Genomic DNA, 23,765 nt, shown 5'->3' with positions numbered 1-23,765 from the left:
CGAGAGAATCTATTGATCTAAAACCAACCAGACGCTGCTTTTAATTACTGACACGGAATCAGTCATAACAATAAAGAGGGATGCTTGATGAAGCGCAGCCATGGGTATCGTGCGTTCTCGCAATGGGCGCCAGCCGGTCATTTCTGGATTTCATTGCTTTGCTTCTCAGGCCTGGTGATCGCCAGCTTTCTGTTGTTCGAACAACAGATCCAGGACTTCCTGACCCATCTCAACCTGTACCTGCCCTCCACCCCCACCCAAAAACTCAACCTGGCACTGCTGCTGATCGCCCTGCTCGCGCTGGACGTGGTGCTGCCGGTGCCGTCGAGCATGGTCGCGCTGCTGGCCGTGGCCATGCTCGGCGGTGTGGGCGGCTACCTGGTGATTTTCATGGGGCTGTGCCTGGGGGCCGGGCTGGGTTATGCGCTGGGGGCCGGCTACTTTCGTCTGCTGTCCGGCCGCCTGGGCCTGCATCAACGCCAGCCGGGACAGCTGGCGTACAAGCTGGGCACGCTGTCGTTGATCTGCCTGCGCGGCGTGCCGGTATTGGCGGAAACCTCAGTGGTGGCCGCCGGTATGCAACGTTATCCGCTACGCGCATTTTTGTGGGTCACCACCCTGGCCAATGCCGGCCTGGCACTGGCCTACAGTGCCATCGGCATCTACCTCGTCGAGCAGAACGTGCTGCTGGTGACCCTCCTCGCCAGCATGGTGTTGCCCGGGCTGTTTATCGCCGGGTACAGCCTGTTCAGGAGCTTGCGCAAGCAAAACGCCGAGCAACCCCTGCACGGGCGGTTCAGGGTCAATTACGACTACCCGGTGGTGTTCACCGATCACCTGTTCGAGCCGTCCAATCCGTGTCTGCACCGCCAGCTCACCGCACGACTCACCCCACAGCACAGAGGCCCGGTGACGGTGCTGGTGTTCGCCGATGAACAACTGCTGCAAAGCGCCCCGCACCTGCTGAATCAGATCGATGCCTACTTTGCCGCGCATGCGGCGGACCTGCAGTTACAGGCCGCGCCGATTGCGGTGCCGGCCGGCGAACTGAGCAAGGATTCACAGGTGTTGCAACAGCTCTACAGCGACATGCTGCAGCATGGGCTGGACCGACATTGTTATGTATTGGCCCTGGGGGGCGGCGCGGTGCTGGATGCGGTGGGCTACGCCTGCGCCACTTTCCACCGTGGCATTCGCCTGATCCGCATCCCGAGCACCGTGCTGGCGCAGAACGATGCCGGCATCGGGGTGAAAAATGGCATCAATGCCTTCGGCCAGAAGAATCTGCTGGGCGCCTTCTACCCTGCCACCGCAGTGATCAACGACTTCCAGCTGCTGACCAGCCTGACTCGCCGCGACCAGATCGCCGGGCTGGCCGAGGCGGTAAAAGTCGCGCTGATCAAAGACCAGGCCTTCTTCCAATGGATGGAGCAACAGGCTGACGCCCTCGCCCACTTCGATCACTCGGCCAGCCGCTATGCCATTCGCCGCTGCGCCGAACTGCACCTGGCACACATCACCGGTGCCGGCGACCCCTTCGAGCGCGGTAACGGACGGCCACTGGATTACGGGCATTGGGCCGCGCACAAACTGGAAAACCTCAGCCAGCACCGACTGCGCCATGGTGAAGCCGTGGCGGTGGGCATGGCGCTGGATGGGCTCTATGCCAATGCCCTGGGGCTGTTGAGCGATGCCGACACCGGGCGGGTGCTGGACCTGCTGCTCAAGCTCGGCTTCAGCCTGAGTCCGCCGGAACTGAGCTTGAAAGATGCACAGGGACGCTCACAGGTTTTGCTTGGGCTGGAGGAATTCCGCCAGCACCTGGGCGGGCAACTCTCCATCCCCATGCTCAGCCGGATCGGCGAGTCGGTGGACCTGCATGAGATCGATGCCGCGCGGATGGAACAGGCGCTGCAAAGGCTGTCGACCCGCATCGATCCGGCGCTCACCCTCAGCGAGGGCTGCGCGCAATGAGCCAGACACCACTGAACCTGAAAACCTGGATGACCCTCGGCCGGGTATCCAACCTGCCCACCGTGTGGACCAACACCTTGGCCGCCGCCCTGCTGGCCAGCAGCGCTGGTGCCCTGGCGCCGCCGTCGTCGCTGGTGTGGATCCTGCTGTTGGCCGCGCTGTCGTTGCTGTATCTGGCCGGCATGTTATTGAACGACCTGCTGGACGCCGACTGGGACCAACAGCACCACAATCCCCGCCCTATCACGTTGGGTCTGGTCAGCCGCCAGCAAGTGGGGCTGGCTACTGCGCTGTTGCTGATACTGGCTGCGGCCTCGGTATTGGGCCTGAGCCGGTTGATCGATCAACCGCACTGGTTGCTGGGCAGCGCCACCCTGCTGGTGGGCTGCATCCTCGGCTACAACGTGCTGCACAAGAAATACGCCCACAGCGTCTGGCTGATGGGCGCCTGCCGCTCGGCCCTCTACCTGACGGCGGCGGCCAGCCTGGCGGTGCCGCCGGAGCCGATCTGGCTGTGCGCCATGTTGCTTGGCGTCTACATCAGCGGCCTGACCTACCTGGCTCGTCAGGAACACAACAACCAGTTGCTCAGCCGCCTGCCTCTACTGCTGATGTTGAGCCCGCTGGCGTTGGTGATCTATTCCGACAACGTCTGGTTCTGGCCGGTACTACTGCTCTGGCTTGGCTGGCTGGGCTGGCATTACTGGCAGCACTTGGCCAACCCGCAGCAACGGCAAGTCCGTGCCTTTATCGGCGCTGGCCTGGCGGCTCTGCCACTGTTTGATGCCCTGGTGCTGGCTGTGGCCAACCAGCCGCTGGGCAGCCTGTTATGCGTTCTAGTGTTTTTCCTGCTTCCACACTTCCAGCGCTGGATCAAACCGACATGAACATGGACGTCACTGCATCGCCATCGGCGGCTCTCGAAATGCGCCACGACTGCCTCGCCGAACAACACCAGGCTCTCACCCGACAGCTCGATGACACCGAGCGGCAGTGGTGGCGCCAGGCCCAGGAGCGGCTTGCCCAACGCCCGGACGCCAATACCGCGGCGCTGTTGAGCAGCCAGTGCAAGCGCAACTTCAAGGAACAACCACTGCCCCACAGTCCCGACTGGAGCAGTGTCCAACTGGCGCGAGCATTGTTGCTGGCTCAGGTCCTGGAGCAACAGCCCCTCGCAGGGCAACTGCCGTTGCTGCGCCAACTGTTCCTGTGGGGCGACGATCAAGAAAAAATCGCCACCCTGAAGGCCCTCGACTGGCTCGACAGCCGTGGGCTCTGTGTGGAGCTGGCACTGCAAGCCGGGCGCACCAGTAACAGCCAGGTGTTCGCCGCCCTCGCGCTCGACACCCTTTACCCATCGCGCCATTACAGCGAACGGGCCTTCCATCAACTGGTGCTGAAGGCACTGGGCATGGGGCTCGATATACGACGCCTGATCGGCCTGACGCAACGACACAGCGTCACCCTCAACCAGCTGGCCCTCGACCTGCTGGACGAACAGCTTGCCGCCGAACGAACGGTGTCCGCCGGGCTGCCCCGAGTGATTGCCTTCGACCTGCTCAGCCCGGCGCAACACCAGCGCCTGGCCGGCCTGAATCAGCAGCAACGCTTACCGCCGGAATGGCACGAGCACCTGGCCGGCACCTCACAGAACTGACACTCAACGACTCCTTTTCCTTGACGAGGATTTACCATGCTCAAGTACTTCGACCCGCATATTCATATGGTCAGCCGCACCACCGATGACTACCAGAACATGGCCGCCGCCGGCATCACCGGGGTGATCGAACCGGCCTTCTGGCAGGGTCAGGCCAGGACCAGCGTCGGCAGTTTCATCGACTATTTCGACACTCTGTTGGGCTGGGAGCGCTTTCGCGCCAGCATGTTCGGCATTCATCATTTCTGCACCATCGGCCTCAACCCCAAGGAGGCCAATGACCTGTCGGTGGCCAATGAAGTGCTGGAGATTCTGCCGCGCTACCTGGTGAAAGACGGCGTCGTGGCGGTCGGCGAAATCGGTTACGACGACATCACCCCGGAGGAAGATCGCTTCCTCGCCGCTCAGCTGGAGCTGGCCAGACAATTCAATTTGCCGGTGCTGGTGCACACCCCGCACCGCGACAAGATCGGTGGCACCAAACGCACCCTGGCAGTGATTCGCGAAGTCGGGATTGCCGAGCACCTGGTGATCATCGACCACCTCAACGAACTGACCCTGCCGCTGGTGCTGGACAGCGACTGCTGGCGCGGCCATTCGATCTACCCCAACACCAAGATGTCGGAACAGCGCATGGTCGCCCTGTTGCAGCAGTACGGCACCGAGAAAATGGTGGTCAACAGCGCCGCCGACTGGGGCATCAGCGACCCGCTCAAGGTGCCGAAAACGGGTGAAGCGATGCTGGCTGCCGGCTTCAGCGAAAGCCAGGTCGAACAGGTGCTGTTCCACAACCCCGTGGACTTTTTTGCTCAAAGCGGCCAACTGGACAAGTCCCTGGTCAGCACCCCGCTGCCCATCGACCAGCGTCGGCAGTGGCAGGACAACTCTGCCCTGCGTGGCCAGGAACCGGTGATCAAATGAGTGCCGGCACGGGTTGGGCTGCCGCGCAGGTCGGTTATTGCAGCAATGTGCACCCGACCCGTGACCTGGCGGGACTACGGTCATCCATCGAATGGCATTTCCAGGGTGTGCGCACCCTGCGCGGCCTGAACGAGCAAGACAGTGGGCTGTGGATCAGCGCCCTCGCCGCGGCCGAACTACAGCAGGCGTCAGCTCGCGCGAACTTCCTCAGCCTGCTGCAACGCAGTGGGCTGCGGCTGACTTCACTTAACGGCTTTCCCTATGGCCAATTTCATCAAGGCGCGGTGAAAGCCGACGTCTATTTGCCCAACTGGACTGATCCGAAACGGCTGGCGTACAGCCTGAATCTGGCCCGAATCCTGGCACACGCCCTGCCGTCGGATTGCCCCCAAGGCGTGATTTCCACCGTACCGCTGGGCTATGCCGCCGACTGGAACCCGCGGCGACAGCAGCGTGCCGAACACCTGCTGCGCCAACTCACGGCTTCACTGGCCAGGCTGCATCGGGAGACGGGCAAGAAAATCGTGTTCTGCCTGGAGATGGAGCCGGACTGTGTGCTGGAAAACACCGACCAGGCCATCGCCTTCTTCCACCGCTACCAAGCCAGCGATCCGCACCATGACTATCTGGCGCTGTGTTTTGATGTCTGCCACCAGGCCGTGGTTTTCGAACACTGCTATCAGTCGCTGGAAAAGCTGCGCCAGGCCCGAGTGCCTGTCGGCAAGATACAGCTGTCGAACGCGCTGATTTGTCACCTGCCCGCTGAAGACCACAACCGGCGCGAACACGTGCTCAAGACCTTGAGCGACTTCGCCGAAACCACCTACCTGCATCAAGTCAAAGCCCGAGATGCGCAGGCGCGGTTATCGGGCTGGGCCGACCTGCCCGCCGCCCTCGACGATTGCGCCAACAACCTGGGGCAATACCCCGAACTGCGGATTCATTTCCACATTCCGCTGTTCAGCGAACACTTGCTGCTGCCTGAGCTCAGCGGCAGCCAGATCGCCCTGTCGCAGACCTTCGACTTTCTGGCGGATCATGGGGATTTCCGCCCTGTGCTGGAAGTGGAAACCTACAGCTGGGGCGTGCTGCCCACGCAACTGCGGCCCGACACCGAGCACGCCCAACTGCAGGGGATCGCCGCGGAACTGCACTGGGTCGAAGAGCAACTGCGCCAACGCCAATTGCTGCAATCCCAAACGCGGGAGGCGTACGCCGATGCCCTCTGAAAATCCGCGCCAAGCGCTGCTGCTGATCAACGTGGTCGGGCTGACCCCGGCGCTGCTGGGGCCGGCGACACCACACATCAATGCCCTGCTGAAAACGGCAAAAATGGCCAGCCTGCAACCGGTGTTTCCGGCCGTCACGTCGACGGTCCAGGCCTCGATTCTCACCGGACTGTCGCCGTCGGAGCACGGCATCGTCGGCAATGGCTGGTATTTTCGCGACCAGGCCGAAGTGCGTTTCTGGCTGCAACCCAACGCACTGATCCAGGGAGAAAAGGTCTGGCAGGCGCTCAAGCGTGAGCTCCCCGGGTTCCGCTGCAGCCAGCTGTTCTGGTGGTACAACATGTATGCGGACGTGGACGCCGCCATCACCCCACGCCCGCACTACCCGGCCGATGGCCGCAAGATGTTCGGCCTGTATTCGTCACCGGCCTCGTTGCATGAGCGTATCGAGCAGCAGATCGGTGAATTTCCGTTTCCGGGTTTCTGGGGTCCGGCGGCCGGCATCGCGTCGAGCCGCTGGATCGTCGACTGCGCCATCGCCGAGTTCCAGATTGATCGACCCGATCTGCAATTGGTTTACCTGCCGCATCTCGACTACTGCCTGCAGCGACTGGGCCCCGATCATCCGTCGATTGCCGACGAGGTGCGGGCCATCGACAGTGAAGTGGGTCGCCTGCTGGCCTTTGCCCAGGAGCAAGGTGCGGCGGTGATGCTGTTGTCCGAATATGGGATCGAAGCGGTACAGCAATCCGTATCGATTAACCGGCTGTTGCGCTCGGAAGGCTTGTTGCAGGTGCGCCAGTCGCTGACCTGGGAGTTGCTCGACCCCGGCGCCAGCGCGGCCTTTGCCGTGGCCGATCATCAGATCGCGCACATCTACGTGAAACAGGCGCAAGACATTCCTCGCGTCAAAGCGCTGCTGCAGCGCCAGCCCGGCATCGAGCAGGTGCTGGATAAAGCCGAACAACGGGCCTGGCAACTGGATCATCCGCGCAGCGGCGAGCTGGTGACCGTGGCCGCGCCGGGTTACTGGTTCGATTACTACTACTGGCTCGACGATCGCAAGGCACCCGACTTTGCCCGCACCGTGGACATCCATCGCAAGCCCGGCTACGACCCGCTGGAACTGTTCATCGACCCGGCCATTCGCTTCCCGAAATTGAAAGTGGCGCGTCGCCTGCTGCAGAAAAAGCTCGGTTTTCGCTACTACATGGACCTGATTCCGCTGGACACCCGCCTGGTCCGTGGCAGCCATGGCCGCCTGCCCGTCAGCGAGAAGACCGGCCCGCTGCTCATCACCAATTGCGATCTGCCGTTGCCGCAGCGTCTTGCGGCCACGGCCGTGAAGCAACTGCTCCTGGAACACTTCCTGGGGCATTCACACACCGACCCGGCCAATGCCAAGGAGCTTCCATGCGGCGAGCCATTTCTATAACAGTTCTGAGTGCCTTGGCCGGTTTGGCTCAGGCTCAGAGCACAAACACCTTTGACTGCAGCAACTTTCTGCAATTTGGAGGAGACGTCGACAAGACCCGGGCCGCGTTTGCGCAGAGCCCCGAGACCATGGCCTGGAACTGGTTCGTCTGCCTGAACCAGCCCGCTGCCGCGGGGAGCCCCAACCGCGAGTGGGAATCCATGAAGCCTTCCGATCAGGTCTACCTGCCCAACGGCGCCAAGCCCGCCCCCTATGGCACGGCCGTGCCGCCGCCGAACGCGGTGCTTACACAGGCCAAGGCGCTAGGAATGGATATGTCCCGAACCTTCCATAACCTCAATGCCACCCAACAGGTCGATGGCTTGATTCTGCAGATGGGCGGCGCAGTGCCCTCAACAGAAAAAGGCAACCCTGTACGCTTTCAGCTGCTGATGGGCCAGGGCACGTTCGATTACATCGTGCAGAAGCAGGTCTACAACATGAACGGCCAGGCCGCCCTGACCAGCAATCTGGAGTTTCCGCCCATTGCCTGGGAGCTGAAATCCTCCTGGCTGTGGATCGGCTCCGACGCGACCTACAAACAGAAACTGGAGAAAGACGGTTACTACATCGCCCAGGCCTATTACCTGAAAAACGGTCAATACAAGGTCGGCTATGCAGCATTAAGCGGCTTGCACGTCGTCAACAAGCTGAACGCCAACTGGGTCTGGACCACCTTCGAAAACATCAACAACAGCAAGTACACCGTGACCAATGCCGTACCGGCCACCCCGATGACCAACACCACAGGGCCGACACCGGCTGCCCAATCGGTCAATACCAGCTTTCAGGCCGCTAATCCCTCCCTGTCGAAGTACGAACTGATCGGGGTGGAATTCCAGCCCATCACTCAGGTGCTGGCCAACTCCCAGCTGGAATCGGCCTTCCAGAACACCTCATCCTGCCTGGCCTGCCACGGCACCGCCGCCTACTCGAACCAAAAGGGTTACTTCAATTTCGCCCTGAAAGAACAGGGCGGCATTGTCTACCCCACCACCCCGCTGCCGAACTCGGCTTTCGCCGGTTACAACAAACTGGATTTTGTCTGGTCGTTGAAACACGCCCAGTGGCAACGCTAAGGAGCATGACATGAGCGTATTGAATTTCCCCCGTATCTACCTCAACGGCCACATGTTCTGGAACCCGCCAACAGCCAACAACAACGATGTGTTTCCACTCTATGACGCGGTCAACATGGATATTAACTGGCCGTTTGTGAACTTCTACGACATCACGCGCCAGAACGCCCCCAACAAGCTGATGCCCTGGGTCATCAGTCCCGTGAACAACGTCCCGGACTATGTGTCGATGGTGCCGACCAATGGCAGTCCGACCCCCTACATTCCCGCAGAATGGGATCTGTTTGGCGACAATGCCTGCGGCACGGTGAGCTACGACGATATCCGCTCCGTGGTCATCGGCGGCGAGCTGCAGGCCAACAACTACATCGCCCAGGATGCGCTGGTCGGCAAGAACTACCAATTGCTCGGTAACCCCTTTGGCAGCGCCAGTCCCACTGCCGCGCGCTTCGTGGACATCAGCCCGTGGCAGAACACCTTCACCGCGTTGTATTTCGACAAGCTGATGTTGGGGGATGATAAATGCGGCCTGACCCTCAATCGGCAATACCGGATGCTGGATCGATTCCTGAACTTCAATTGGGGGGCCCTCGGTGGTCTGAAGTATGTCACCACCACCTGGCAGACCTGCTTTCCTCAGGAAAACCTGGAATGGGTTATCGGCAACTCCGCGCTGCTGAGTCAGCTTCAACAGCAGATGAAGCAACAAGGAGCTCGTGGCTTGATGTTCAGGTTTTCCACCTACCTGACCTACTATGACAAGAACGGCATTTTCAACGATTTCCCGCCGATCAATACCCACTCCACGACAGCCGCGGACATGGCCAAAGTGCAAGCGATGTATCAGAAGGGCCTGGACAACGTTTCCGATATATTCTTCAACCCCGCCTACAGCCGCACCGCAGCGACCTTGGGTCTCTGGTTTGCCGACGAATACCCCACCGCACCAGCCGGCCGGCGCCTGGTATCTGCCAATCCGGTACCTGTTTTCAAAACAAACCAGCCTGTCGATGCCACAAGCATCACACTGGGTGTGATGTCGGCCCAGATTACCGGCAACACCCTGTCGCTGGATCTGGGCAACACTTTTCCGTTCTATCCAGTGGACTCCAACGCCCCGATCCCGACGGCCGAAAAATTCCATGCCGGCAACTATCTACTGGGCGTACGCAAGGATGGACAGTTCAACCCGGTGATCAACTTCGGTTTCGAGCAGTATCGACAAGCTGCCTTCGACAAACGTTCCGGCCTTCTGGACTTCACGCTCAACGACGCAGACAAGGCGACCCTGCAGGCCGGCCCTCTGGAGCTGCAGCTACAGGGCACACAAACGCCCCAGATCGCTTCCACTCAGCAGATGTGGACCGCCGAAGTGATAGAAAGCGGCAGTTTCATCGACGTGGGTGATCACAAGACGCTGCAAATCATGGTGCAAAAGGATGGCAAGCCAGCGGCCAATACCGTGCTGTGGGTGGCGGAGTATGGCAACCCCTTCTCGGTGACCACCAGCAACTACTATCTGGCATTCAGTAATCCGGCCGACTTCACACTGTTCTACGACCATCCGGCAGACCGTACATTGAACAAGCCCAATCTGCCGCAATTCAACGACATGCTCGCGATATCAAGCCACCTGGCTACCGGTAGCGGCCGTGGACTCATCGCCCTACAGGCCGTGGATACGTCGAATGCCGGGCCTTCGGGAATACCGGTAAATTATCAGCAGTTCCTGCATGACTTGGGCAAACCAGTCGCGGTCAATTTGCGCCCTTGCCTGACATTCGACTCAGCCATCTCCCGAACCGGGACGCTGCGCGATGCTCAGAACAGCATCGTCAATTACTCTGTTGCAAAGATCACCACCAACGCCAGCGGCATTGCCCAACTGGGCGTGAGTGCTCGAGCCCCGGGTTTTCCCACTCTGCGGTTCTTCGTGCAGGAAGATCACAACAACCCGGCCGTCCCCTTCAGTTTCAACTACACCCAGGCCTACACAGACTTCCTCGCCCCGATGCGCGTCCTGCCACTGGATCCTCAGTTGCAACAGGACTTCATCACCTACTGGAACTCCATCTGCACGCGTCAGAACGCCGCGACGCTGTTGTGGGAGAACTTCATCTACCCACGCATCTTGCAGACCTTCTATTACCTGTACCCGATCATGAACAAGTTCATGCCGCTCAACTCCCAGGCACGAGTTGAAGGCGCCATCGACCAACTGATTGTGCTGATCAGCAAGGAGTACCAGGAGGAAAGCACACTCGCCATGCCCATCACCCGCGACATGTCACAAAGCCGACGCGCCGTACTGGAGCTGTGGGCGCAGTCCCTGGTGAAACGCAATTACCCGCCCATCCCGCTCAGCATGAGCGACTACGAACAAGGCTAAAACTACAACGCTCAAGCAGGACCACCGGGTGACGAACCTGTCACCCGGCACTTCACAGGAGTGTCATATGAAAGCCAGCATTTTGAACCGGCTGTTGCTGCTGACCCTGCTGCTCATCCCGGCTCTATTCGCCCAGGCGGACAGCGGTGCGGTGTACTTCACCATGGGGGTGCACAATACCGAGGGATGCAATGAACAGAACGGCAATTGCATCGCCAAACGAGCACCGGGCGAGCCTTCCGATCCGTTTTTTCCGGCCTACTGGATCAGCGACTGGACCATGTACCGGGTGATGCACAACTACGAGAAAAACCCGCCGCCCTACAGCAATCCACCCACCACCCTGACCCCGGCGGACTACACCGTCTCTCGCGGCACCAGTTACTACGACACCGCCTACATCCCGCCGGATGGCGACGGCTTCGGCGCGATGATGGAACACTACGAGAAATACTGCCTGCCGATCTTCCCGATCAAGAACAACAACTACACCTGCTCCTTCGTGTCGCTGGGCAACAAGGCCTACTTCCTGACCTATCCCCAGGACCGTCCCAAGGACATGCCGGCCTGCTGCATGTTCTCGCCGATGAACCACCCACCACGGCAGGATTTCATCAAGCACCTGCCCTACAGTGCCGCGCGCAGCCAGAACCTCAATGGCAGCGTGCAAGCCTATGCCCTGGATGTCGACTCGCCACAAGGCCCGATCCTGTTCGGCTACGCCTTCTACAAGAACGTCACGGGACAACCGCCCTACCGGCATCCGCAATCGTTCTATTTCTCCGGTGATGCCAGCGTCGCCAACGCCCCCATCGTCAGCCAGAACTACACCAACTTCCGCATCGCCAAACCGGACCCGGCCCAGACCTGGGCGCAAGTGGCCGCCATGTGCCCGGCGAATCCGCCGCCCTGCCAATTGTTCGAGCCACCGGCGTCACAGAGCAACGGCCAAAAGGCGCAGTGGAACAAGCTCATGCAACGCAAACCCTGAATAACGACGAAGGATCGCCATGAAAACCACATTCCGTTTCTGCGTGATGTTAGTGGGCCTGGCCAGTCTGCCGGCCTTGATCCTGGAGCAGGCCCTGGCCCGAGAACAGGCCATGCCGTCGACGCAGGCCAGTAACCTGAGTTGCCAACCCCCCAGCACCGCGCCGGTCGCCACCGCCAGTCAGGACCAGTTCGATCAATACAGCTGGCAGATGTTCATCGCTTTGAACTGGCCCGCACAGGACGGGCAGCGCGGTGATCCCGACTGCGCCAAACAGCCTGGGGACCCCGGCTACACCGTTTGGCAAACCTACAAGACCGTGGAGGAAATCTTCCTGCCGAAGGGGGCAGATCCTGGCCCGTGGAACACCCCGCAGACCGCCAAAAGCCTGGGCATCATCAACATCGCCGCGCTGAAGAACAGCACCCAGGTGAATGCCGTGGATCAGGCTGTCGGCGGCTGGCTGATCGACCAGGCCGGTAACCCGACCTACTACGACATTTCGGCCAACGAGACGTCCTACGACTACATCGTCAACAACAGCTTCTATAACGCCGATGTCGTTTCCAAAGCCAACAACATTAACTTTCCCAACGGGGTCATCGAGGTCAAGTCGAGCTGGCGCATCCTCACGACCAGTGACAACGCCAGCCGCTACCTGACCATGCTGGCGCGCGTGCCCACGTTCAACGACCAGGGCCAACGCACCGGTGTCACCGAGGCCTACCTGGGCCTGGTGGGCCTGCACATCATCACCAAGGTCAACGGCTATCCGCAGTGGATCTGGTCGACCTTCGAGCAGATCGATAACGTTCCGCCCAAGGAGTTGGTGCATGGCCAATGGGTCGATCAGCCAACAGCCGGCATGACCTACTCCTACTTCAACCCCGCGGCCCCGGCCATCACCCTCAACCAGTCACCCTGCGACTGGCAGACTCAGGGTACAAAACTGGTCTGCGTGCCCAAGCCCGGCACCACGTTCCAGACCCCGAACCCGCTGAACCGGGTCACCCCGATTGCCGAGATCACCAACGCCGTCAACACCAATTACCGCACCGACCCGGGCCTGCAAAGAAGCGTGCTGAAGTACTACCAACTCATCACCACCCAGCGCCCGCTGATGCCGGACAACCCCAGCAATCCACTGGGCCAGCCGACCCCGTCGCTCTCGGCCAACGTCACCATGGAGAGCTACATCCAGCCCAACAGCAGCTGCATGAATTGCCACTCCATGGCGACACCGGTCAAAAGTCCCTACAAGGCCGATTTCTCCTACATGTTCAAATTCGCCAACGCGCCTGTCGGCAAAACCACCAAGGACGAGGAATAGATCATGAGCATTCTCAATGGACCACGCCTGAATTTCTGGGGCGGCATCCGCACGGACGTCAGCCTGCCGAACAACTCCCCCACCATTCCTTACGACGGCAATGAGGAATGGCCGCTCTTCGACCTGACCACCTCGACCCTGGCACCGACTGCTCAGTCTTATACCGACGATCAGCTGAACAACATGATCAACGCGCCCGACGGCGACTACTACACCGCTGGCGGCTGGAATCACTATGGGCAGCATGTCGTCGACATGCAGAACGCCTTGATCAGTTCCCAGGGCAATCCGGGCAGCATCAGCACCACCGGCGACATGGTGGGCCAGCCGGTTTATCTGCTCGGCTCGGTGGACCCGGTGACCGGACAAGGCCCCGTCTCCGGCCCGATGATGGTGGACCTGGACCCCACCTCCTCAACGACCACCCAGATATTCGTCGGCGGCCTGCAGATTGGCGGTAACAGCGACATCCAGTTGCTGATTCGCTGTAATACCGTGTGCAGCAGTTTCGACGTGGCGGGACGTGTGCTGTTGCCCGCGAAAATGGATGCGCCGGGATCTTTCCACGCCAGCGGTACGTTTCAACTGACCTTCCCTTTGAGCAGCATCGTCAGCTGGAACCAGAACAGCAGTGGCCTGCGCTCGATCATCCAGGCACCGGGTGCGACCGGCATTGTCCTGCGTTTCGTCATGTTCGAAATGTGCCCCACGATGACCACGGAACAACTGGACGCCGATTATGCCGCCGGCCGATACACCCCCAACCCGAGCATCGGCAGGGTCATCGGTACACTGGCCCCGGCCTTCGCCGACGAGCCGCTGAACTGCCAGCCGGGCCGGCAACTGGTCAACCAGAGTACGGGGAATGCCGGCTATGCCGACCTGGGCGGCAACGGTTACCTGAGCATCGACATGGTGAACGTCATTCCGAAGCAAACCTTCAGGGCCGTCAGGGACGATATCACCAGCCCTATCGGACCGAACGCGAACTACGGCCCCGTCACCATCACCGCAGGCACCACTGAACTGGCCACCCTGGACCCGACCAACCGCTTTCTATTCGACTACTACGTGTATGGCGGCATCGTCGACCTGCCCCTGACCGCCAACCAGCTACAGGCAGTGCAGACCGCCGCCCTGGCGATCAACGCGCCCGGCAAGGTCGCCGGTACCACGTTGCAAGCCACCGAATCGACCTATCGGGTGTATGCCGATCAGCGCAACGTCTACCTGGAGGACTACCCCAATGGCCTGTCAATCACCTTGCAGGTCAGGTACTTGGGCGGTCCGGTCCCCAAAGCCACCGAAATCGACCTGCAGGCTGCTGCTCCTGCTGTTTACGATGAACCCCAATACTGGGATTTCCTCGATTTTCCTGCATCGCTGACCGTTAACCCTGGCCAGCTCGCGATCAGTTTCCCGGTCACCGTCAAAGCGGGTTCTGCCGCCCAGGCGGGCTTTGTCGCCTTGACCTGCACGGCCAATGGCCTTCCAAGCAGTGGCTACTTCACCAGCTTCCGCAAATACGCACAGACCGACTTCGGCATCCCCGCGGGCACCCACATCACCTGGGAGCTGATGTACCCGAACGTCCTGCGCTTTCATTACCTGGCCTTCCCCGCCATGTCGCGCTACATCCCGCTCAATCAGCCCGACGCGGTCATGGGCGCCAAGAACCCGATCCTCGCCCGAACCTCGGATGCGTACAAAGGCACCACGCTGTTCATGCCCGTGGTGCGCTCGATGTCGCCCTGCCAGCGGGCGCTGCTCCGGGCTTATCTCACCGGTGAACCGTGGCAACCGCCGCAGTAACCGCATCCATTCGTTATTCATGGAGAGAGCCCTATGCCCATTCCCATTAATATCCCGGCGCGGCCCAGAGAAACCCTGTGCCCGAGCACCATCATCGCCGAAGGCCTGCTGAACCCTCGGGGCATTTGTGCGCAGGCCGATGGCAGCCTGCTGCTGACCGAAGCCGGCTCGGGTCTGCCGGAGCAGACCTTCAGCGGCCGGATCAGTCGACTGCGACCGGATCCGTCCAGCCCAGGCGCCTACCTCCCGCGCGAGATACTGGCGCAAGGTTTTCGCGCCATGAACATGCAGGCCCGCATGCTGCGCGATGAAATCATGGGGTTGTCGGACATCGCCTGCGGCGACGGTCGCTGTCTGGTCAGCCAGACCGATTACGTCGAAGGCTCCAAGCTGCTGGACCTGCAATACACGCCGCCCGAACCGGTGTTTCACAGCCGTGGCAATCTGAATGCGCTGTGCTACCACCCGACCCGCCGCAGTTGGCTGGCGGTCAAGCCCGATACCAATCAGTTGGTGGAATTCACCAGCGGACAGGACGAACGCGTGCTGGTGCAGTTGCCCGAACTGGACCAGGGCCAGGAAGCCGTCCCGGTGACCCTGGTGTACGAACCGGCGACCGACGCAGTGCTGATCAGTCTGTTTTCCGGAGAGTTGCAGGGCGACTCGACGCGCAAGGGCATCGACTTTGCCGATAAGGCCGGCCGGGTGATTCGGGTCTGGCCTGACAGCGGGCAGATCGAAATCCTGATTCGCGGCCTGCAACTGCCCACCGGACTGGCGCTGTGTCCGAAGGGCAACGTGCTGGTCCTGGAGCTCTGCGACCGCCTGCAGCAACCCTTGCCACCGGACTGGAACGGCGAACCGCTGCACGGCGGCTTTACCCGTTTCACCGGGCGACTGCTGAGCTGCAACTTGAAAACCGCCCAGGTCGTGGTGCTCGCACGCGACCTGGATACCCCTTCCAACCTGTGTCTGCTGGAGGGTGCGGTACTGGTGAGCGAAGGCATGGGATTGACCGGCCGGCCACTGCCCACGCCAGACAACACCGTCGTCCCGTTGAGCGGCAGGCTGCGGCGGGTGCAGCTCTGAAAAGGTGGGCCACACGTTGCCTGAACATTACCTGCCCCGAATTTGGCAGGAATGTTCAGGCTCGGTTCGCGTCAATCGCTTTCTGAGGCGTCTCGGATTCGAGCGGGTGACACGATGATTTTCACGTTGTGCTCCTTGTTGTTAACCAATTGCTCAAAGCCCTGCCCGACAATCTGTTCCAGCTGAATACGCCCGGTTATCAGCGGCGTGATGTCCAGCCGACCGTCGGCGATAAAGGCGATCACGTCTGCGAACTCCCCGTTATAGGCGAGTGCACCCAGCACCTGTTTTTCGGTGGCGACCAGCTCGAAGAAATTGAACTCGCTGGGCTCCTCGAAGATGCCCACCAATACACACGTGCCGGCCTTGCGGATGAGGTCGATGGCGAGCTTGGCCGTGTGTTTGTTGCCGATGCATTCGAAACTGACATCCGCCCCCAGCCCGCCGGTCAGCCGCCGCACCTCAGCCAACGCGTCACACTCATTGGGGTCCAGCACCTGGCTCGCCCCCACCTCCAGGGCCTTGGCCTTGCGCGCTCCCGACATTTCCAGAGCAATGACCTGGGCCGCGCCAGCCGCCTTGGCGCACATGATGGTGCACAGGCCGATGGTTCCCGCGCCAACCACCACCACATTTTTCCCCAGCAAACTCCCGGCCTTTTTCACCGCGTGCATGCCCACTGCCAGCGGTTCGATCAACGCCCCGGCTTCGGCGGGAAAGTTGGCCGGCAACTTGTAAAGCAGGTTGGCCGGTACGTTGACCAACTCGGCGAACGCGCCATTGTTCATCAGCCCGGTGAACGCCAGGTTCTCGCAAATGTTGTACAGCCCATGGGTGCAGTAATAACAAGTGCCACAGTGCTGACAGGCATCGGCTGCCACCGGTTCGCCCACACTGAACCCCTGGACCCCGGCGCCGATTTCGACGATCTCGCCACAGAACTCATGACCGAGAATGCACTGCCCCTTGATGCCGGTCAGCGGGTGCGGCGCATCCACCGGAATGAACACTGGCCCGGCCACGTATTCATGCAAGTCGGAGCCGCAAATACCGCACCATTGCACGCGAATCTGCACCCAGCCCGCCGGTGGCGAGACGGGCAACGGCACATCTTCGACGCGGATATCGTGACGACCATGCCAGACAGCGGCACGCATGCTGCGGGTCGGATCAATTGGAAGGCTCATGTTGGAATCTCCTTGAAATCGTTGGCCTTGGCGCCCGGCAAATGGCTGGCCGCCAAGGGAGGCATCAGTGTTGTTGGACAAAGTCCAGAATCAGCCGATTGACCTGCTCGGCCGCTTCCATCTGCACCATGTGCGCCTGACCCGGCAGGATTTCGACCTGAGCAGCCAGGCCAGCGCTGTGGGTCGCAGGAATGATCGCGTCGTCACTGCCCCAGATCAGCAACACCGGTTGCCGGTTTTCTTGCACCACGCCGCGCAGATCGAGTTGTTGCCGCCCTTCTTTGAACAGCCCCGCAACCAGCAGGCGCAGGGCCGCATCCACCCCTTCCAGACGCTTGTACTTGAGCATGTCTTCGAGCATCTGCCGATTGACCAGTTCGGGGTCGGAGAACAGTTGCACCAATTGTGGTTTGAGGGCATTGCGGCTGGCTGCCTCGACAAAACCTTGCAGGTAATCGCCGTTGATTTCCGCGCCCAGGCCGGCGCTGCCGATCAAGCTCAGGGAACGCACCCGCTGGGGAGCCAGGCGCGCCGTGTTCAGCGACACCGCCCCGCCCATGGAATGCCCCACCAGATGCGCCACGGGAACATCAAGATGATCGAGCAGAGCCAGCAGCACCCTGCTCAACTCATCCAGATCTCCGTGTTCCAACTGTTTGCTCGACTCACCATGGCCCGGCAGATCCAGAGCTATCACCCGGCGCCCGGCGGCCAATGCTTCATGATTGAACATCCAGTTATTCAGGTCACCGCCGAACCCGTGCACCAGCACCAACGGCACCCCGCCTTCGCCACGCTCGAAGTAACGGATCAGTCGCCCGTCCAGTTCGACCTTCTGCGGCTTCGGCCCACTGTCTTCCTCGGCACCGTCACCTGGCACGAACGCGGACTGGAACTGCTCGATCACCGCATCGATCTCGGCCTCGCTGGCTTCGCCGTCGACCACGATGCCTAGCAATGCACCGACCGCGAGGGTTTCATCCTGGCGCGCGATCTGCCGGCGCAGCACACCGGAAAACGGCGCTTCGACACTGCTGGAAATTTTGTCGGTTTCTACGTCGAGCACTTCATCGCCCTTGGCGATCGCCTGGCCCTCCTCCTTGAGCCAGACATCGACCCGGCCTTCGGTCATGGACAAGCCCCACTTGGGCATGGTCAGGGTATGGATCTGGCTCATGAACGCTTGCTCCACTCAATCAGCTTGAGCACGGCGTTTTCGATCTTCGCCGCGTCGGGGATATAGAGGTCTTCCAGAGAGTCGGAGAACGGCACCGGTGTGTGCGGCGCGGTGACCATCTCGATGGGCGCCTTGAGCGAGGCGAACGCTTTTTGCGCCACCAGGGCCGAGATGTCGGTGGCCATGGAACAGCGCGGGTTGGCTTCGTCGATCACCACCAGGCGCCCGGTCTTTTCCACGCTTTCCAGAATGCTGTCTTCGTCCAGCGGGCTGGTGGTGCGCAGGTCGATGACCTCGCAGTCAATCCCCCGCCCTGCCAGGCTGCGGGCTGCATCCATCGCCGTATTGACCGTGCGCCCGTAGGAAACCAGAGTCACGTCCTTGCCGTCGCGCAGGAAGTTGGCCTCGCCGAACGGGATGGTATAGAGCTCTTCCGGCACCTCGCCCTGCATGCTGTAGAGCAGTTTGTGTTCGCAGAAGATGACCGGATCGTTGTCGCGGATGGCCTGGATCAACAGGCCCTTGGCGTCATAAGGGGATGACGGGCAGACAACTTTCAGGCCGGGGATGTGGGTCCACAGCGACGTGAGCATTTGCGAGTGTTGGGCGGCGGCCCGCAGGCCCGCGCCGACCATGGTGCGAATCACCAACGGGGTGGAAGCCTTGCCCCCGAACATGTAGCGAAACTTGGCCGCCTGATTGAGGATCTGGTCCAGGCAGCAACCGGCGAAGTCGACGAACATCAACTCACACACCGGGCGCACGCCGCAGGTCGCTGCGCCTACCGCGGCGCCGACATAACCCAATTCCGACAGCGGCGTGTCCAGCACGCGGCCGGGAAATTGGTGGTAGAGGCCCTTGGTCACGCCCAATACCCCGCCCCAGGCGTCATTTTCACCAGGAGCACCGGCACCGCCGGCGACGTCTTCCCCCATGATGAACACGCTGGGGTCGCGGCGCATTTCCTGGGCCAGGGCTTCGTTGATTGCCTGCTGATAACTGATTTTTCTCGCCATGATAAAGGTCTCGATTCTTGTTATAGGGGGCGTTCAGGGATAGGAAACGTAGACGTCGGTGAGCAGGTCGGCGGCGCTTGGCTTGGGGTCGGACTTGGCCTTGCGCACGGCATTTTCGATCAACAGGTCCACTTCGCCATCGATCTGGTCCAACTGGCTGGCATCGATCAAACCGGTCCGAGTGGTGCGCTCGCGAAACTGCATCAGGCAGTCGTTGTGTTCGCGGAAATACTTGACCTCGTCCGGTGCCCGATAGGTCTGGGCGTCGCCTTCAAAGTGACCGTAGTAGCGGGTCAGCTTGACCTCGATCAACGACGGTCCTTCACCGGCTCGAGCGCGCGCCACCGCGGCACCGGCGGCTTCGTGAACGGCGAAAAAATCGAAGCCGTCGACGGTGACCCCAGGCATGCCGAAACCGGCTGCGCGGTCGGCGATGTGATCGCAGGCCACCGACCAGTTGGACGCCGTGGCCTCGGCGTAACCGTTGTTCTCGGCAATGAACAGGCACGGCAGGTTCCACACCGAGGCCATATTCATCGCTTCGAACACGGCCCCTTCGTTGGAACCGCCATCGCCGAAGAACGCCACGGCGACGCCGTCGGTCCCCTTGAGCCTGGCGGCCAGGGCCGCCCCTACCACCAGCGGTGCACCGGCACCGACGATGCCATTGGCACCGAGCATGCCTTTCTCGAAATCGGCGATGTGCATGGAGCCGCCCTTGCCCTGACAGACTCCGGTTTTCTTACCGTAGATTTCGGCCATCATCCCGTGCACATCAACGCCCTTGGCGATGCAATGACCGTGGCCACGGTGGTTGGAGGCGATACAGTCGTCATCCCTCAGGTGAGCCATGACACCGGCGGCCGAGGCCTCTTCACCGGCATAAAGATGGACGAAACCGGGAATCTCGCCGGTGGCGAACTCCACATGCAGGCGCTCTTCAAAGACGCGGATGGTGCGCATCACCCGATAGGCATGCAGCAATTGATCAGCAGTCAGCTGTGTCGACATTTTTATTCTCCAGGGTGTCTTGAGGCTCAAGTTTCAAAGTGCAAGGTTCAAAGGGTGTTGCGGGTGTTCACGACCGATGGCCAGCAGCCGCTCTTGCGCGGCATAGACCAGCGCCGCATTGACATCGATGCTCAACGGACCGCCGGCATCGAGGGTGACGGTGGGCAAGTCATCGGCGTTGAATTCGATTTCCCGTTCGCCATCCAGGGCCAGGGTGCCGCTGCTCAGGCACAGGCGATGGGCAACACCGGGTTCAAGGCTGGCGGCCGCGAGTACGCCGCAGCCTTGCAACAGGCCGGGCGCCAGGGGCACCAGCAAGGCTTCGGACGATTGCGGATCAAGGCGCATCCAGGCACCGTTGGGGGCTTGGCGCGAGACCGGAAACCACAAGCCGCAGAGGGCCGATATGCCAATGGACTGAGGTTCCGCGAAGGTGACGAACACCTCCGCCAGATCGATCCCACGGCTGATTGCACGGGCGCCGATGAAGGGCAGCGGGGACACTGCCACGTCTACCAGCGCCACTTCGCACAGGTCGCGGCTCGGAATCCGCACCAGCAGGCGTTTATTGCGACGCAAGGCAATTTCGGGTGGGATCCGGCCGCTGGCGAATAGCCCGCCGGCCAGCCCGGCGCTGGTGGCCTCACGCAGTTCCGGGAAGGCATTGTTGGTCCCCGTCGACAGGGTCAGCAGCGGAATGTCGCCGACTTCGGCAGCCACCGCTTTGTGGGTGCCGTCACCGCCGAGCACGGCAATCAGCGACACGCCGCGTTCAGCCATCCAGCGCGCGGCCTGGCGAGTGTCCGCCACGCTCTGGCGCAAGGTCAGTTCCAGGAACTCCAGAGTTGGCCAGTGGCTGTCACGCGCCTGGCGGCCATGACTGTTCTTCTTCACCGCCGCCGCGATGCCGGTCATGTCGGTGGGCATCAGCACGCGCTCGACACCGGTGGCGCCAAAAGCCGCCAGCAGCCGTTGGATCACCGAGACCTTGTCGGTGCTGGAAAACAGCCCGGCATTCGCCGTCAGGCGCCTTACGTCCCGGCCGGACGCCGGATTGGCAATGATGCCGACGGTCAGGGGCAAGCGACTCATGTCGCCACCACGGGTACGGCAAAGTAAAAGCCTCGGCAGGAGGACATAGGGCACCTCTTGTTATTATCGGGTTGCCAGTCGTGCTGGTTGCCGGGGTTAGAGCAAGGCCGGTGCCAGAATCGCAAAAGATCGCCGAAAAGCCCGTTCCAGAGCGGTTTTGACTACATTTCCAAGTGATGGGATCCCGCTCGATTGAGACGTCCCATGTCAGCCTGCACGGGTTAGAGGTCAGACCTTGAGACGTCGCGTCTCAGCTTCGCAGTGGGGTGAACCGATGCTTGTCGACCGTCCGTGAACGGCGCTTAATAGCCCGCACAACTAAAAGAAGATCGAATCGGAGGCCCTAATGCTTTCCGCACACTCGAAGGCGCATGTGGATTGCGTCAGCCGTGTTTTGAAGAACGCAGCGCACCTGCCGCAACTGCCCGTGCCGGACTTGATCCTGGATTCCTGGCGCCGTTCCATGGAGCAACACCACTTGGACCCTGGCTCATTACAAGGGCCGCGGATCCTGTCCCAGAACGTGCTGCAAGAGTGTCGAGAACGCTCCGAACTGTTCCTGCGCATCGCCAGCGAAGAAGTCGCCCGACTCCATGGTCGTGTGCGCGATGCCGACTACTGCGTGTTGCTCACCGATGCCCAGGGCCAGACCATCGACTATCGCGTGGAAACCTCCATCCGTAATGATTGCCGCAAAGCAGGCCTGTACCTGGGCACCTGCTGGTCAGAAGGTGAGGAAGGCACCTGCGGGGTGGCCGCGGTGCTGACTGCACGAACACCGGTTACGGTGCACAAGCGGGATCACTTCCGCGCGGCTTTTATCGGACTCACCTGCTCCGCCGCTCCGGTCTTCGACCCTCGGGGGGAACTGCTCGGGGTGCTCGATGTGTCTGCGGTGCGTTCGCCGGACGACCGTCGTTCGCAGCATCTGATCCGGCAGATGGTGGTGCAGAGCGCACGGGAAATAGAACAAGCGTTTTTCATGAACAGTGCCCAGGGTTACTGGGTGCTGCGGGCCCACAACAGCCCAGGCTACGTCGACAGCCAGCCCGATTACCTGCTCGCCTGGGACGACGACGGACAACTGCAGGCACTCAACCCCGCGGCGCGGCAGTGGCTGTCGCAAAGTTGTGGCCAACTGCCGGACCACATCGGCCAAGTGTTCGATCAGCAGTTATTGCATCGCGCCAAAGACGAATCACTCTGCCTGTTTCACTGCCGGGGTGGCCGCCATGTCTTACATGGGCGACTCAGCGCGCCACGGCAAGTGAAACGCAGCCCGGCTCGGCGGGTACTGTCACCCGCCGAACTCGACCCGCGACTGGAAGAAAGTTTGCGCCTTGCGGTTCGGGTCAAAGACCGTAATCTGCCGGTGCTGATCCACGGCGAAACCGGCTCCGGCAAGGAAGTCTTCGCCCGCCAGCTGCACCAGGCCAGTCTGCGCCGTGATCGACCTTTTATTGCGGTGAACTGCGCAGCGATTCCCGAAAACCTGATCGAAAGCGAGCTGTTTGGTTATGCAGCCGGCGCCTTCACTGGTGCTTCGAATAAAGGCATGCAAGGCCTGCTGGAGCAGGCCGATGGCGGCACCCTGTTTCTCGATGAAATCGGCGATATGCCCCTGACCCTGCAAACCCGGCTACTGCGGGTTTTAGCCGAGGGCGAAGTGGCGCCCCTGGGAGCGTCAAGAAGCAAGGCGATAGACATTCAGGTGGTCTGCGCCAGCCACCGCGATCTGGAAGCCCTGGTGGCCAGCGGCGAGTTTCGCGAGGACCTGTACTTCCGCCTCAGTGGTGCGCGATTCCAATTGCCGCCGTTGCGCGAACGCAGTGATCGACTGGCATTGATCAACCGGATACTCGAAGAAGAATCATCGGCCTGCGCAATGGCGATGCAACTGGGAAGCGCCGCACTGGAATGCCTGCTCGGCTATCGCTGGCCGGGAAATGTGCGCGAACTGCGGCACGTGCTGCGTTACGCCTGCGCCGTGTGCGAGTCCCAATTGATTCTGTTGAGTGACTTGCCTGAGCATCTGCCCGGCCGTCGACTCAATGATTCGGCTTCAGCTGACACCCTGGAACGCTGCGTCAGTCCTGAACGCGAGGCACTCATCGATGCCCTCGTGCGTCATCGCTGGAAACCCACCCCCGCGGCCAAGGCTTTGGGCATCTCCCGGGCAACGCTGTATCGACGGGTGCATCAACATGGCATCGACATGCCTGGCAGGGGCTGACCACAAGTTCATCCGGCGGCCCCGCTTAATGAGCGTTGGCCACCGGACAGCACAATGGACTTGCATCGATCACAGTATTGGTGAACGGCATCGAATAAATGTGG

The 23,765-nt window shown here is 61.2% G+C and carries 18 protein-coding genes; 13 read left to right on the top strand and 5 right to left on the bottom strand.

Going from position 1 to position 23,765, the window contains the following annotated elements; genetic code table 11:
* The first annotated feature begins 87 nt into the window (after positions 1 to 87).
* From ACEN9A_RS12910 to ACEN9A_RS12855, 12 genes are all read left to right on the top strand, one after another.
* Positions 88 to 1,974: a 3-dehydroquinate synthase gene (locus ACEN9A_RS12910; protein WP_258673880.1), complete on the top strand. Its 1,887-nt coding sequence runs from the start codon at positions 88 to 90 to the stop codon at positions 1,972 to 1,974.
* On the top strand, positions 1,971 to 2,861 hold the full coding sequence (locus ACEN9A_RS12905) for a UbiA family prenyltransferase (protein WP_258673879.1): 891 nt from the start codon (positions 1,971 to 1,973) through the stop codon (positions 2,859 to 2,861). Before ACEN9A_RS12910 ends, ACEN9A_RS12905 begins: the two co-directional genes overlap by 4 nt.
* Positions 2,858 to 3,631, top strand: a complete 774-nt coding sequence (locus tag ACEN9A_RS12900) for an EboA domain-containing protein (protein ID WP_258673878.1) — start codon at positions 2,858 to 2,860, stop codon at positions 3,629 to 3,631. Before ACEN9A_RS12905 ends, ACEN9A_RS12900 begins: the two co-directional genes overlap by 4 nt.
* A 36-nt stretch (positions 3,632 to 3,667) precedes the next feature.
* The gene (locus ACEN9A_RS12895; protein ID WP_105344349.1) at positions 3,668 to 4,552 is read left to right on the top strand and encodes a TatD family hydrolase; all 885 of its coding nucleotides are present in this window, start codon (positions 3,668 to 3,670) and stop codon (positions 4,550 to 4,552) included.
* Entirely contained in the window at positions 4,549 to 5,781 is a 1,233-nt protein-coding gene (gene eboE / locus ACEN9A_RS12890) for a metabolite traffic protein EboE (RefSeq protein WP_258673877.1), read from the top strand. The genes ACEN9A_RS12895 and eboE overlap by 4 nt, the downstream gene beginning before the upstream one ends.
* The gene (locus ACEN9A_RS12885) at positions 5,771 to 7,216 is read left to right on the top strand and encodes an alkaline phosphatase family protein (RefSeq protein ID WP_258673876.1); all 1,446 of its coding nucleotides are present in this window, start codon (positions 5,771 to 5,773) and stop codon (positions 7,214 to 7,216) included. Before eboE ends, ACEN9A_RS12885 begins: the two co-directional genes overlap by 11 nt.
* Positions 7,195 to 8,334 carry a hypothetical protein gene (locus ACEN9A_RS12880; protein ID WP_019651677.1) on the top strand — a complete coding sequence of 380 codons (1,140 nt, stop codon included), beginning with the start codon at positions 7,195 to 7,197 and terminating at the stop codon, positions 8,332 to 8,334. Before ACEN9A_RS12885 ends, ACEN9A_RS12880 begins: the two co-directional genes overlap by 22 nt.
* 10 nt (positions 8,335 to 8,344) lie before the next feature.
* On the top strand, positions 8,345 to 10,723 hold the full coding sequence (locus ACEN9A_RS12875; protein ID WP_258613985.1) for a hypothetical protein: 2,379 nt from the start codon (positions 8,345 to 8,347) through the stop codon (positions 10,721 to 10,723).
* 67 nt (positions 10,724 to 10,790) lie between these two features.
* On the top strand, positions 10,791 to 11,714 hold the full coding sequence (locus ACEN9A_RS12870) for a hypothetical protein (RefSeq protein ID WP_258673874.1): 924 nt from the start codon (positions 10,791 to 10,793) through the stop codon (positions 11,712 to 11,714).
* Positions 11,715 to 11,733: 19 nt separating this feature from the next.
* The gene (locus tag ACEN9A_RS12865) at positions 11,734 to 13,044 is read left to right on the top strand and encodes a hypothetical protein (protein ID WP_230139050.1); all 1,311 of its coding nucleotides are present in this window, start codon (positions 11,734 to 11,736) and stop codon (positions 13,042 to 13,044) included.
* Between the two features lie 3 nt (positions 13,045 to 13,047).
* Entirely contained in the window at positions 13,048 to 14,856 is a 1,809-nt protein-coding gene (locus tag ACEN9A_RS12860; protein WP_258673872.1) for a hypothetical protein, read from the top strand.
* Positions 14,857 to 14,889: 33 nt separating this feature from the next.
* The gene (locus tag ACEN9A_RS12855) at positions 14,890 to 15,945 is read left to right on the top strand and encodes a hypothetical protein (RefSeq protein ID WP_258673871.1); all 1,056 of its coding nucleotides are present in this window, start codon (positions 14,890 to 14,892) and stop codon (positions 15,943 to 15,945) included.
* 71 nt (positions 15,946 to 16,016) lie between these two features.
* Here the strand turns inward: ACEN9A_RS12855 and ACEN9A_RS12850 are convergent, their stop codons facing one another.
* The 5 genes from ACEN9A_RS12850 to ACEN9A_RS12830 all read right to left on the bottom strand — a co-directional run bounded on the left by ACEN9A_RS12850 (position 16,017) and on the right by ACEN9A_RS12830 (position 21,428).
* The gene (locus tag ACEN9A_RS12850) at positions 16,017 to 17,102 is read right to left on the bottom strand and encodes a 2,3-butanediol dehydrogenase (RefSeq protein WP_225602761.1); all 1,086 of its coding nucleotides are present in this window, start codon (positions 17,100 to 17,102) and stop codon (positions 16,017 to 16,019) included.
* A 94-nt stretch (positions 17,103 to 17,196) separates the two neighbouring features.
* A complete protein-coding gene (locus ACEN9A_RS12845) occupies positions 17,197 to 18,309 on the bottom strand; it encodes an acetoin dehydrogenase dihydrolipoyllysine-residue acetyltransferase subunit (protein ID WP_018928916.1) in 1,113 nt (370 codons plus the stop codon).
* Positions 18,306 to 19,325, bottom strand: a complete 1,020-nt coding sequence (locus ACEN9A_RS12840) for an alpha-ketoacid dehydrogenase subunit beta (protein WP_018928915.1) — start codon at positions 19,323 to 19,325, stop codon at positions 18,306 to 18,308. The genes ACEN9A_RS12845 and ACEN9A_RS12840 overlap by 4 nt, the downstream gene beginning before the upstream one ends.
* A 33-nt stretch (positions 19,326 to 19,358) precedes the next feature.
* Positions 19,359 to 20,336: a thiamine pyrophosphate-dependent dehydrogenase E1 component subunit alpha gene (locus ACEN9A_RS12835; RefSeq protein ID WP_018928914.1), complete on the bottom strand. Its 978-nt coding sequence runs from the start codon at positions 20,334 to 20,336 to the stop codon at positions 19,359 to 19,361.
* A 33-nt stretch (positions 20,337 to 20,369) separates the two neighbouring features.
* Complete coding sequence (locus tag ACEN9A_RS12830; protein WP_064617507.1) at positions 20,370 to 21,428, bottom strand: ATP-NAD kinase family protein; 1,059 nt, start codon at positions 21,426 to 21,428, stop codon at positions 20,370 to 20,372.
* Between the two features lie 346 nt (positions 21,429 to 21,774).
* Between ACEN9A_RS12830 and ACEN9A_RS12825 the strand changes: the two genes are divergently transcribed.
* Positions 21,775 to 23,661, top strand: coding sequence for a sigma-54-dependent Fis family transcriptional regulator (locus ACEN9A_RS12825; RefSeq protein ID WP_258673870.1), 1,887 nt, complete (start codon positions 21,775 to 21,777; stop codon positions 23,659 to 23,661).
* Positions 23,662 to 23,765 lie beyond the last annotated feature (104 nt).

This window comes from Pseudomonas sp. Pseusp18 (assembly GCF_059506005.1).
This window is presented reverse-complemented; position numbering and strand designations above follow the sequence as displayed.